At 37.4% G+C, this 12,964-nt stretch carries 10 protein-coding genes; 5 read left to right on the top strand and 5 right to left on the bottom strand.

The window, feature by feature from the left end:
• Nucleotide 1: 1 nt before the first annotated feature.
• The gene (locus tag HPT25_RS24690; protein WP_173070252.1) at nt 2-1,936 is read left to right on the top strand and encodes an ATP-dependent DNA helicase; all 1,935 of its coding nucleotides are present in this window, start codon (nt 2-4) and stop codon (nt 1,934-1,936) included.
• A 44-nt stretch (nt 1,937-1,980) separates the two neighbouring features.
• Here HPT25_RS24690 and HPT25_RS24685 read toward each other — a convergent pair whose 3' ends face one another.
• Both HPT25_RS24685 and HPT25_RS24680 read right to left on the bottom strand, forming a co-directional pair.
• Nucleotides 1,981-2,151 carry a metal-sulfur cluster assembly factor gene (locus HPT25_RS24685; protein WP_173070250.1) on the bottom strand — a complete coding sequence of 57 codons (171 nt, stop codon included), beginning with the start codon at nt 2,149-2,151 and terminating at the stop codon, nt 1,981-1,983.
• 196 nt (nt 2,152-2,347) lie between these two features.
• Complete coding sequence (locus tag HPT25_RS24680) at nt 2,348-2,497, bottom strand: hypothetical protein (protein WP_173070248.1); 150 nt, start codon at nt 2,495-2,497, stop codon at nt 2,348-2,350.
• A 191-nt stretch (nt 2,498-2,688) separates the two neighbouring features.
• Between HPT25_RS24680 and HPT25_RS24675 the strand changes: the two genes are divergently transcribed.
• On the top strand, nt 2,689-4,197 hold the full coding sequence (locus HPT25_RS24675; protein ID WP_173070246.1) for a carboxypeptidase M32: 1,509 nt from the start codon (nt 2,689-2,691) through the stop codon (nt 4,195-4,197).
• 57 nt (nt 4,198-4,254) lie between these two features.
• On the opposite strand, the gene HPT25_RS24670 is transcribed toward HPT25_RS24675, so the two are convergent.
• From HPT25_RS24670 to HPT25_RS24660, 3 genes are read right to left on the bottom strand one after another with little or no spacing between them, the layout of a single operon-like run.
• Complete coding sequence (locus HPT25_RS24670) at nt 4,255-5,913, bottom strand: b(o/a)3-type cytochrome-c oxidase subunit 1 (protein WP_173070244.1); 1,659 nt, start codon at nt 5,911-5,913, stop codon at nt 4,255-4,257.
• Nucleotides 5,913-6,389 (bottom strand): cytochrome c oxidase subunit II, encoded by a 477-nt coding sequence (locus HPT25_RS24665; RefSeq protein ID WP_173070243.1) that lies wholly within the window; start codon nt 6,387-6,389, stop codon nt 5,913-5,915. Before HPT25_RS24665 ends, HPT25_RS24670 begins: the two co-directional genes overlap by 1 nt.
• A gap of 21 nt (nt 6,390-6,410) precedes the next feature.
• Nucleotides 6,411-6,560, bottom strand: a complete 150-nt coding sequence (locus HPT25_RS24660) for a cytochrome c oxidase subunit 2A (protein ID WP_173070241.1) — start codon at nt 6,558-6,560, stop codon at nt 6,411-6,413.
• 658 nt (nt 6,561-7,218) lie between these two features.
• Here HPT25_RS24660 and HPT25_RS24655 point away from each other — a divergent pair.
• From HPT25_RS24655 to HPT25_RS24645, 3 genes are all read left to right on the top strand, one after another.
• The gene (locus HPT25_RS24655; protein WP_173070239.1) at nt 7,219-8,307 is read left to right on the top strand and encodes a type III polyketide synthase; all 1,089 of its coding nucleotides are present in this window, start codon (nt 7,219-7,221) and stop codon (nt 8,305-8,307) included.
• Complete coding sequence (locus HPT25_RS24650; RefSeq protein ID WP_173070237.1) at nt 8,308-8,877, top strand: isoprenylcysteine carboxyl methyltransferase family protein; 570 nt, start codon at nt 8,308-8,310, stop codon at nt 8,875-8,877.
• Between the two features lie 413 nt (nt 8,878-9,290).
• Entirely contained in the window at nt 9,291-12,941 is a 3,651-nt protein-coding gene (locus HPT25_RS24645) for a dynamin family protein (RefSeq protein ID WP_173070235.1), read from the top strand.
• The last annotated feature ends 23 nt before the right edge of the window (nt 12,942-12,964 follow it).

The raw sequence follows: 12,964 nt of genomic DNA, 5'->3' as shown, positions 1-12,964 counted from the left end.
AATGAAAAGCCGAATACCGTTTGAAGTGGCAAAAACCGATTCTTTTTATGATAAATTAAGTGAATGGATTGGCGATTTGTTTTATGACATACTTCCTGAAGCCGGCTTTGAACTTCGGGATGAACAGATTTATATGGCTTTTCAGCTGGAAAAAGCTTTTAAAGAAAAGAAAGTCATGTTTGCTGAAGCGGGAGTGGGAACAGGTAAAACAATTTGTTATCTGCTTTATGCAATCATGTATGCCCGCTATACAAACCGACCGGCGATCATAGCTTGTGCCGATGAAACATTAATTGAGCAATTGGTAAAAAAAGAAGGGGATATTGCCAAATTAGAGAGAGTACTTGGACTCGATATTGATGTTCGGCTGGCTAAGTCACAAGATCAATACTTGTGTTTAAAGAAGCTGGAACGGGTTAGAAGCCATGATTTTATCGATGAGGCAGAGGCTGTATATGAAAAATTACCTGAATTTGTTCATCGCTCTGTGACGATGCAGCAATTTGAAAAGTATGGTGACCGCAAAGATTTTCCGCAGTTGTCAGATGAACTATGGGAGCAGGTCAATTGGGACGCTCTCCAAGATTGTTTTTCCTGTGAAAAACGCCATCGTTGCGGTCTCACGCTGCACAGGGAATATTATCGGCATGCGAAAGATCTGATTATATGTTCACATGATTTTTATATGGAACATATTTGGACGAAGGAGGCAAGAAAGCGTGAGGGACAGCTCCCACTATTGCCGGAGCATTCATGTGTAGTTTTTGATGAGGGGCACTTACTGGAATATGCTGCACAAAAAGCATTGAGCTATCGCTTTACTGACTATACATTAGAAGCATTGTTGACGCGGTTAATGGAAAATGACGTCCGTGAAAAAACATTATACACAATAGAAACTGCTTTAACAGAAAATGATTCATTTTTTAATATAATTTCCCAATTCTCATCAAGGGCACTTGGTTCTGAAAAGCAAATGATTACCAAACATCCATTAGTGTTAAAAGCTTGTCGAAAGTTACTTGATATTCTACAGAAATTGGAAGAGGAATTGGTTTTTGAAAGTGAATTATTCGTTATTAATGAGTATGATTTAAGGATTGTGGAAGAGTACTTGGATCAGATTACTTACTCACTATCTCTTTTCTTACAAGAGGTAAACGGGATTACATGGTTTGAGGAGACGGCTGGAGAACGAACGCTTGTCATCATGCCTAAAATGGTCAGAGAAGTATTGCAGGAAGAGGTATTTTCTCATAAAAAACCATATATTTTCTCATCAGCAACCTTGTCCAATGATCAATCATTCGATTATATTTCCGATAGTCTTGGCATTCAAGATTATTTATCCTTTTCAGTCGCCTCTCCATTTGATTATGAAGAGAATATGAAAATCTATCTTGCATCGGCGGACAACCATCATGTTGATAAAAAAATCGATTATTTGATTGATAAGATACGGCAATCAGAAGGCAGAGCCTTAGTTCTGTTGAATAATAAACAGGAAATGGCGCAAATAAAAGAAAGACTGAAAAATAATCTTGAATTTCCGCTTTATTTTGAAGGTGACGAGGAAATAAGCACTCTCGTAGCTAAATTTCAAAATGAAGAGCATTCGGTTTTATGCTCCATTCATTTGTGGGAAGGTCTTGATGTGCCTGGAAGATCACTTGAAAGTGTGTTGATTTTTTCACTTCCATATCCCCCGAATGATCCAGTCTTTATCGCTAAACGTGACGGACTGCCGGATCCTTTTACCCAAATTGATCTTCCTTACATGTTGCTTCGTCTCCGTCAAGGGGTAGGACGTCTTATAAGAAGTGAAAGTGATCAAGGTGCGATTCATATTCTTTTAAATGAATCAGATGAGCCGCTGGTTGTTCAAAAAGTGAAAGATGTATTGCCTACAGATGTCATTGAGACGGTTATTTCATAAAAATAAGGGAAGCACTCTACAAACGAGTGCATCTCTTATTTACATTATCTTCCTAACAATCTCCGACCTTCATCGGTCATGTTATCAGGTGACCACGCAGGATCCCAAACAAGATTGACCTCTACTTTACTGACTTCTTCTATTCCTTCTACACAATAGCGGACACCACTTGTTATACTGGTATGCAGCGGGCAACCGGGAGTTGTTAAGGTCATTGTAATGTTACATCTCTGTAAAGGAATTATTAACTTGGCGTGCAGTTCCTGACACCATATTTTTAATCGGTGTTATTACCTTATTAGTATTCTGTCTAAAGGCTCTGTTCAATTTACGAAAACCAACACATAAAGAAAATGAATAACTTCCAGTGAAAGATTCAACATTAGACGATTAGGAAAAAATCCGCAAAGTTTAGCTTTGCGGATTTTTTTCTGTTTCAATCGTTTCATAACATTCAAAGCAATAGGTTTCCTTTTGATCTGTAATTACTCCATTAAAAAAGCCATCTAAGCAATAGATGTTTTTACCGCAGCAATTACACACACTTACCAATTCCTTCAAAAAGATAGCCTCCTTCTTTTGGCGCTATACTATTAATTAAATAATGGTTGATGGATGATAAGACTTACTCAAAACTTCAAATGGTTTCTTATTATATTTTACAACAGAACTCGGTATCCGTTGTTCATTTAATGTCTTTTTGTCAGAAAAATATGATAAAATTCTGAATGGAAACTATTAGGGGGGATTAAATGAAAACTTCGATATTAGAAAAGGAGTTTCTAGATTATGTAAAAAAAATTTCCGCATATAATGAAGCGCTGAACTTAATATATTGGGACTTAAGAACAGGTGCTCCAAAACAGGGAACTGAACAGCGTGCAGAGGTAATCGGGATGTTATCTTCAGAGGTCTTTAAAATGACCACTTCCGAAGAAATGGCGGCATACATAGCTAATTTATCGAATGTTGAATTATCAGAAATAACCAGTAAAATTCTTGCAGAATGCAAAAAAGAATATGAAAGAAATAAGCGGATTCCCGCGGAAGAATATAAAGAATACGTTATTCTCCAATCAAAAGCAGAAAATATTTGGGAAGTAGCGAAAGAAAAGGGTGACTTCCAATTGTTTCGCCCCTATTTGGAAAAGCTCGTTAACAAGACAAAACAGTTCATCGAATATTGGGGCTATGAGGGCAATAAGTATAACGTATTATTGGATTTGTATGAACCTGGTGTTACGATAGATATTTTGGACCATGTTTTTGGCGAACTGAAAAAACAGATAGTCCCATTGGTTAAAAGGATTACGGAAGCATCTCAGAAACCAAAATCAGATTTTCTTTTCCACACATTTAAAAAGGATAGACAGAGGGATTTTAGTTTAGAAGTACTTGCAAATATGGGATACAACTTTGAGTCTGGCCGGCTGGATGAAACAGTTCATCCGTTTGCCATTGGTCTTAATCCTGGAGATGTAAGAGTAACAACAAGATACAATGAACAGGATTTCCGTACAGCGGTTTTTGGAACGATCCATGAAGGCGGGCACGCCTTATATGAGCAAAATATATCGAAAGATTTAATTGGGACATTGCTTTGTACTGGAACTTCAATGGGGATACACGAGTCCCAATCATTATTCTATGAAAACCTAGTAGGCCGCAGCCTACCGTTCTGGGAATATCATTATCCACTGTTGAAGGAATATGGGGAGGGACAATTTGACGATGTAAATTTAGAAGAATTTTATCGTGCGATTAATGAATCAAAACCATCCTTTATTCGAATTGAAGCAGATGAACTAACATACCCTCTCCATATCATGATTCGCTATGAAATCGAGAAAGGTCTGTTTAATGATCAAATAAATGTGGAAGATCTGCCATCGATTTGGAATGATATGTATGAGGAATATTTGGGAATCAGACCAGAAAATGATGCAGCAGGCGTACTCCAGGATGTTCATTGGGCCGGAGGAAGTTTCGGATATTTTCCATCCTATGCTTTAGGGTATATGTATGCAGCTCAATTCAAGCATAAAATGATGGAGGAACATCCAAATTTCGATCAATCATTGGCGGAAGGCAATTTGCTTCCAATCAAAGAATGGCTAACCAAAAATATTCATCAGTATGGAAAACTAAAAAAGCCTCTAGAAATCCTTCAGGATGTAACGGGAGAGGGTTTAAATGCCCAGTACTTAATTGACTATCTTTATTATAAGTACTCCAATATTTACCGTCTGAATGAGATTTGAATTTTAAAGAAAAAGCAGGCCTCCATCGGATGATGGAGGCCTGTTTATACTGTCTTCTTACCATGTTTTAAAACCTTTGGAACCTGGGGGAGCATTCTGGATAATATCAATAAACGGAACGGTATAGGCGAAAAGAATAAGAATGGCAGTAATACCAAGCCAGAGTTTCCAATTCTCAAATACCATCGGTACTGTTTCCTGGGAATTCTCAGCTTCTCCTACCGGGAATTCTTCATCTCCTTTCGGCGCAAAAAAGGCTAGATTAATAAAAATAATGAGTACCAAAATGATTCCCATAAACAAAATAGAACCGCCAACTGCCTGCGCAATTTGATATGGAATCCATTCAACTGCCTGCTTAGCACCGCCATAAGTGGAGAATGCTGACCTCCTAGGTGCTCCGAGCAAGCCTTCAAAATGCATTGCGCCTGACATGAAGACCATACAAATAAACCAGACCCATCCTTGAATAATAGCCAATTTATTCATAGCTTTTGTCAGCTTGCGGCCAGTTAAATGGGGAACTAGCCAATAAGATATTCCAAAGAACGTTAGAACTACCGAAGTAGCTGCTGTTAAGTGAAAGTGGCCCGTAACCCAAATGGTGTTATGAACCACTTGGTCCATTTGGTTTGACGCATTTACAATCCCACCGGCTCCGGCAGGAATAAAGGAGGCCATGCCGATAAATGGAACAGTGAATCGGGCATCATTCCATGGGAGAACCTTAAACCAGCCAAAAAGACCTATTGCTCCTTTTGAGCGTCCGTACCTTTCAAAAGTGGCGAACAAGGAAAAGGCCGTCATTAATGATGGGATTACAACCATGAAAGTTAAAATAACTTGAATAAACTTCCAAGCAGAATCTATTCCTGGCTCCATTAATTGATGATGAAACCCAACAGGGATGGAGAATATTAAAAACAATATAAATGACATTCTCGCCAACGAATCCGAGAAAATTTTTCCGCCAATAATTTTTGGTATAATGGCATACCAGCACATATAAGCTGGAAGTAGCCAGAAATAGACGAGCGGATGGCCGAAATACCAAAAAAGTGTTCGGCTGACAAGTACATTTACCGTTTTTACTAAACCTAGTGACCATGGAAGAAGCTGGAATAAAACGGTTGCGGCAACTCCCAATGTAGCCACAATCCAAAGAAGCGTATTGACCACTGCCATAAAACTTAAGAGAGGGCTTGGTTTTCCTGGGTTGCTTCGGCGCCATTTAATATACGTCATTATTTGTGCTGCTCCGTCAATCCAGCTGCCAACAACAACAAGTGTCATCCCCAAATAAAAAATCCAATGTGCTTGAAGGGGAGCATAGAAAGTATAAAGTACTGTAGCTTTATTGAGCAAAATCATGGTAGCAGCCATTGCGGTTCCGACTACCATTGTCCAGAACCCTATCCAGCCTGTACGTCTTGCTGCATTTGTAGGGGTGCCTGCCGTTCTGCAGACTGCTGCATATTGAAACCCCATGATGAAGAATGTAGTTAAAACTAACCCCATCATCACACCATGGGCAGTTAATATTTCATAATAACCAATGCCACCCGGTAGTTCATATTTCCCTGAACGGACAAGTGTTTGCAAAAGGCCCATTAGACCGCCTATCGCGAGTGCTGCAAAGGCTACAAAAAAATGAGCCATGGAAAGTTTTGCATCGCGCGGGTCAACTTTTACTTTTTCAGCTGCTGTGTTCACCATTATTTTACCACCTCAATTTTCGAAGTCATTAAATGGTGCCCCGCACCACAGTACTCATTACAAACAACCAAATATTCACCCGTTTTATTAAAAGTCTTTGTATATTCACTGACATAACCTGGCTCAAGCATCATATTAATATCCGTTCCAGCAACCTCAAAGCCATGGATGACATCTTTCGTGGTAGCGATGATTTTTACTTTCGCTCCAAGCGGTATTTTGACTTCTCCGGGATTGTAATTAAATGTAGAGGCTACAAATACCAACTCGTAATCCCAATCCTTTCCTTCAACTTTATGAAGGCCTGGTTGGTTGAAAGGTTTCTCTTGATCAACCTTATCAGGATTTACCGTAGTCAGGCAGCTTGGTGGTTTATTACCAAGGTAGAATGCGCTTACACCTATTGTGGACAGAAAAAAAACAAGGCTGCCGATTCCAAAGATTAGCCATATTTTCTCATACTTATGCATATGCATAACCTTTTCCTCCTTAACGCATTAGAGACGTTCAACAAACAGGATATAGACACTGATCCATGTGACAACAATAAATAGACCTAAAAAGAATACGGAAACAAGTGTTCCCTTTAATGAGGAGCGATCCTCTGTCTTTGTTTTTTGTTCTGTCTTTAGTTCCACTTTTTCCATCCCCTTACACTCCTTTCAAAAAATTGAAATAAGATAAGTTCTCTTTCATAATACAAAACAATCGAGAAAGAAAAACCCAAATTTATAAGTTCACAAATTATTCATTCCTAAGTTAAGTATTATGGTAATGGTAAAAATTTGATATAACAGTGATTTATGTCACTGGATATCAGGGTAAATTGTGGCTGAAATGTGAAATATCATATACGGGTTGTGATTTAAGTAACTGATTATTTTTCTTCCTATATAATACGGAATTGTCACAACATAAAAAGTTTGAAAATATGATGAAATGAAATAACATTCTTCCTAGGAAGAGAGTGGTGATTTTGGAAAAATACTATTGTGATAAATGCCGTATTTTATATGACGAGCAGGAATATTGCAAAATTTGCGGATCACTCGCTGCAAACAAAATTAAAATCGAAGTACAGAAGCAACCTGAAAAATAAAATTTGTATCCTTTAAAAACTTTTGTACCGATCATTTGGTAAAGTTTAGCTAGTGAAGAGCATAAAGAATCAAGTTATAATAAGAGGGCACAGCAACAACCTTCAAAACGTTTGCTTCTCCTAATTGGAGAAGCTTTTTTTATGAGCAGAATAAGTTACAGGTTGCTGGTAAAAATATCCCCTATATCCAGTAAAGGAGAAAAGTGATGCCAGCAATAATTTCAGTTGCAGAGGTTGTCCCGCCATTTGAATTGAAACAGGAAAAAGCAGCAGGGTTTGCCCGTGAACTTTTTTCGAATGCATATAAAGATATTGAACGATTAATGACAGTCTTTCATAATGGACAAATCGAAAAAAGGCATTTTGTGAATCCGCTTGAATGGTTTTATGAAAAACACACATTTGCTGAAAAAAATCAGGCCTATATAGAGTCCGCAGTTAAACTGGGGAAAAAGGCAATTAAAGATTGTTTGTGTGATGAACAATTTTTAAAGAAGAAAATTCCCTTTGAAGAAATTGATGCTATTTTTTACATCTCTTCAACTGGTATATCTACACCAAGCATTGAAGCAAAAATAATGAATGAATTACCTTTTCATAAACATACAAAGAGGGTTCCGATTTGGGGGCTTGGCTGTGCTGGAGGAGCTGCAGGGCTATCTAGGGCATATGAGTATTGTTTGGCTTTCCCGCAAGCGAAGGTTCTGGTTCTGTCAGTTGAGCTTTGCAGTTTAACGTTTCAGAACGAAGATCTTTCTAAAAGCAACCTTATTGGTACTTCACTTTTTGCGGATGGTGTCGCATGTGCATTATTGTGCGGCGATGCTATTGATATGAGGGATTTATGCCGTAAGTCAGTATATCCTACCATTATGGCAACACAGTCCACCCTTATGCCAGATTCTTTGGATGTCATGGGGTGGGAACTAAAAAATGCGGGATTGTATGTTATATTTTCCCGAGATATCCCTCGCATTATCGAATCATGGCTTAAGCCGAACGTAACCGAATTTTTACAGAATAATGGAATGGATTTGGAGAAAATCGATTATTTCATTGCACATCCTGGAGGAAAGAAAGTGCTGGATGCATATGAAAATTCCCTAGGGGTTACGAATGGGATGACAGCTATATCACGTGAGGTTTTAAAACAGTATGGCAATATGTCTTCTGCCACTATTTTTTATGTATTAAGGCGATATATGGAGCAGGATCTGCTTAGGGATACCTTTGGGCTTTGTGCTGCATTGGGACCTGGGTTCAGCTCTGAACTTCTTTTAATGAGGTGGAACTAAATGCGTGATATCTTACTTTTTATCTTTTTTATTGGATTTATTATATGTCAGCGGATGGTAGAACTTTTGATTGCCAAACGAAATGAAAAATGGATGTTAAACAAAGGAGCGATTGAATTCTCCGGCAGACATTATTATGTGATTGTGGCGGTACATTTTTTGTTCATTATCAGCTTTTGTCTTGAGAAAATTTTATGGGATCGAGGCTTATTTTCTGCTTGGCCTGTCATCTTCTGTCTTTTTATCATTGCTCAATTATTTCGGGTATGGATTATCAGATCATTGGGGCGGTGCTGGAATACCAAAATTCTTGTATTACCAGATTATCCTATTATCAGAAAAGGGCCTTATCGGTTTTTGAAACATCCTAATTATGTGATCGTTTCATTGGAATTTCTTGTGATTCCATTGCTTTTTTCTGCGTATTTTACGACGATTTTATTTGGGGTATTAAACGCAACTTTATTAGCGATTCGAATCCCGGCAGAGGAAAAGGCATTAAAAACTTTAACTGAATACGAAGGAGTATTTAATGGCTGTCATCGCTTTATCCCTAAATTTGTTAAATAAATGTGACAGTTGCCCAGATATTATTGAAAATGATTATCAACCTATGCTAAAATGAAAACATCGATGAAAACGATTCTCAATAACAGTGATAATCAACGAGGAAGGTGTTCAAAATGGCTTATGCATTTGTTGGCTGTACAATCATTGTGTACGCATTTGTCATGAAGCACGTATTAAAACATGCAACACATTAAAAGATATGATTTTTTTGCCAAGGAGCCATTCCTTGGCTTTTTTCTTTTGTAATTGAAAGTTTTGTATGGGATGTTGATTATAAAACGAAACGAGCGTAAATGAACACCAAAGTTTAAGATAGGTTAATTATAAACAAATAGTGTGTCAAGATAGGAAATGTTTAAAATATCGTATACAATAAACATATTATCATGTTGTTAAGGGGAATAAGAAAACTTATGATAAAAACTACAAATCCTGATGTTACCACCGAAACACTTAAAAATACAATTTCTTCACTATATTCTTATTTTATAGAGCATAGTGATGTAGAATCTGCCGGAAAAGTAAAACAGCTTGCAAAAAAATTAGTCAATCGCGAGTTTACGATTGCATTTTGCGGCCATTTTTCTGCTGGGAAATCAACTATGATAAATCGGGTGATCGGCGAAAATTTATTGCCGTCCAGTCCGATCCCTACAAGTGCAAACCTCGTAAAAGTCAAATCAGGGGAAGATTACGCAAAAGTATTCTTTAAAAATGAAAAGCCTCGGCTTTACTTGGCCCCGTATGATTATGAATTAGTAAAAAAATATTGTAAAGACGGGGATCAAATAGAAGAAATCGAAATCAGTTACAGCCATTCCAATCTTCCTGCCAACACAGTGATTATGGATACACCTGGTATCGATTCAGCCGACGATGCCCATCGTATTGCAACAGAATCTGCTATACATCTTGCTGATTTGATTTTTTATGTAATGGACTATAATCATGTGCAGGCAGAATTAAACTTTCTGTTTACAAAGGAATTAACAGAGGCTGGAAAAGAAGTCTACCTAGTTATCAATCAAATTGACAAGCATAAAGATGAGGAATTAAGTTTTCAGGAATTTCAGAACAGTGTTGTATCTGCCTTTGCTTCCTGGGGTGTGACACCGGCTCGAATCTTCTATACTTCATTAAAGCAGCCTGAGCATCCAAGAAATGAATTTACAGAGCTCCAAACATTTATTGGCGATAAATTGGTTTCAAAAGATGAATTTTTACTAGATGCCATTTACCATTCATTGAAAAAAGTGGCACAGGATCATCTTATAAAAACAAGAAAATCCGGCGAGGAAAAGCTCTTCTCTTCATCTGAAATTATTGGTGAACTGACTGCAGAAGAAAGAGAAGTATTAAAAGAAAACTACGAAAATATGGCTGCAGAATTACAAAACAGTACAATTGAAAAGGGGGAGGGTGATAAGGAGTTTGACGATGAAATCTCCCAAATTCTAAAGAATTCCTACCTTATGCCATTTCAAACAAGAGAATTGGCAGAACGTTACTTGGAAAGCTGTCAGTCAGAATTTAAAGTTGGTTTCCTGTTTTCAAAACAAAAAACAGTAGATGAAAGAAATGCAAGATTTGAAAACTTTTATCATGATATATTGGAAAAAACAAAATCCCAACTTGAATGGCATTTACGTGAGTATTTATTAAATACGTTAAAGAAAGAGCATTTGGATCAAGGTGAACTATTAAGTGCAGCCCAATCTTTTTCAGTTTCAATCTCGAAAGATGTAATGTTGAATGCAGTGAAACCTGGAGCACGATTATCAGGTGAATATGTTCTACACTATACAGAAGATGTCGCAAACGCCATAAAAAAAGCGGCAAGAAATCAAATTGAAAAATTTAAGCCTTTATACTTGGAAGAAAAGAATAAACAGAATGCCAAAATATTGAAGCAGATGGAGCAAGATTTTAGTGAAACAGAGAGATATATGAGAGCTGTAAATGAACTAGAATTGTTCGAGCAAATGATGCAAAAGGAAGAACAGCTAATAGATAAAATCTTGAAGGACCATGAAGTTACAGCAAATGAACACGCAAATCTATTTGAACAGGAAGATGAAGATTGCGAAGTGGTTAAATCGCAACCTGCTGTGGAACCGATAAAAGCTGAAGGACATGATTCATTGGAAGCGATATCGACAGCTCAAGGAAAACATGAGAATTTTGCTGCCAGGACAGAGGAAAGACTGAAATTAACGATCCAAAGGCTTCAAGACGCCTCCAGTTTGATTAAAGAATTGCCTGGCTTTAAAAAGCTAGCTAACGAATTAGTCGAAAAAGCAGAAAGATTGAATCATAAAAGTTTTACAGTGGCCCTTTTTGGTGCGTTTAGTGCTGGGAAATCATCATTCGCAAACGCATTGATGGGTGAAAAGGTATTACCGGTTTCGCCTAATCCTACAACTGCTGCGATCAATAAAATAAAACCAGTTACAGACGAGTACCATCATGGGACTGCAGTTGTAAAATTTAAAAGTCAAAATGCCATGCTTGATGATGTGAATCGTTCCTTAAAGGTATTTGCTTTACAAGCAGCGGATTTAACATCAGCATTAAAACTTATTGACCGTATTATGGTTGAAAAAAGCCAAGAAGGAGTAAATGAAAAAACTCATTTTGCCTTTTTGCAGGCTTTTATGAAAGGCTTTGAATTGTATAGTCCATTGCTTGGAACGTTAAAAGAAACGAATTTATCGGAATTTCATGAATTTGTTGCCAAAGAAGAAAAGTCTTGTTATGTCGAATGGATTGAGCTTTATTATGATTGTGAATTGACACGTAAAGGAATTACGCTAGTTGATACCCCAGGGGCGGATTCCATTAATGCTAGGCATACGGGAGTTGCATTCGATTACATTAAAAATTCTGATGCCATATTATTTGTTACTTATTACAATCATGCATTTTCAAAGGCAGACCGTGAATTCCTCATTCAATTGGGGCGTGTAAAGGAATCTTTCCAATTAGATAAAATGTTTTTCATTATAAATGCTATTGATCTTGCAGAAAATGCCGAGGAGCAGGAAGCAGTAGTTGAATATGTCAGAGAACAACTTAAGAAATACGCCATAAGGAACCCGCACCTTTTTCCGTTATCAAGTCTATTGGCATTACAAGAAAAATTGGAGCATCAGGCATTATCTTCCGGTATGATGCCATTTGAAGATCAGTTTTATCAATTTATTTCCAACGACCTGACAGAGATGGCCGTTACGGCTGCGGAAAAAGAATTAGATCGTGTTCATGATTTAGTTCTAAAACTGATTCAAAGCTCTCAAGAAGATCAGTCAGTAAAAGAACAAAGACGAGCTGAAATGGTAAAACAACAAGCGGCCATTCATAATTACTTTACTAAGCTGACATCAGAACATTTACAACACCGTTTTACTCAGGAAGCAGAGGAATTGGTATTTTATATTAAACAACGTGTGTTCTTCCGTTTTAGTGACTTTTTCAAAGAATCCTTCAACCCTTCAACACTTAGAGATGATGGACGCAATTTGAAAAAGGCAGTGCAGGGGGCACTTGAAGAATTTTTAGATAGTCTTGGATATGATTTAGCCCAGGAATTAAGGGCGACAACGGTAAGATTAGATCGTTTTGTCGAAAAGCTTTTTAGTGATTATCAGGCTTCTCTGGGTCGCAATCTTTCGGAAATTAATCAGGATTTGTCTTATTCTGATTTTGAAAAAAATAAGTTTGTGGAAATTGAATTTCCATCTGCATTTAGCCAAATAAATAGGCAATTGTTTGCTAAAGCATTGTCTTATTTCAAAAATCCGCGTTCCTTTTTTGAAAAAGATGAAAAAACATTCATGATGGAAGAGCTGGAGAAGACGCTAAGCCCTCTGGCTGATCAGTACTTGAAAGATGAGTCCGGTCGTTTAAAACAACATTATCTTTCAGAAGTTGAGAGAGAGTACACAAGACTTTTAAGTCTGATGATAGAACAGACAGAAGATTATTATTTAAGTTTATTTGCTGCGATGGATGGCGGAGTTTCTGTTGAGCGATTGCTCGAAATACAAAAAGAATTAAAAGGTTAGTGAATGTAAAAGGAGGAGGAGAT

Source organism: Neobacillus endophyticus (assembly GCF_013248975.1).
In the GTDB taxonomy this organism is placed as follows: domain Bacteria; phylum Bacillota; class Bacilli; order Bacillales; family Cytobacillaceae; genus Neobacillus; species Neobacillus endophyticus.
Note: the sequence above shows the minus strand (reverse complement) of the source record. Positions and strands in the feature narration are given on the sequence as shown.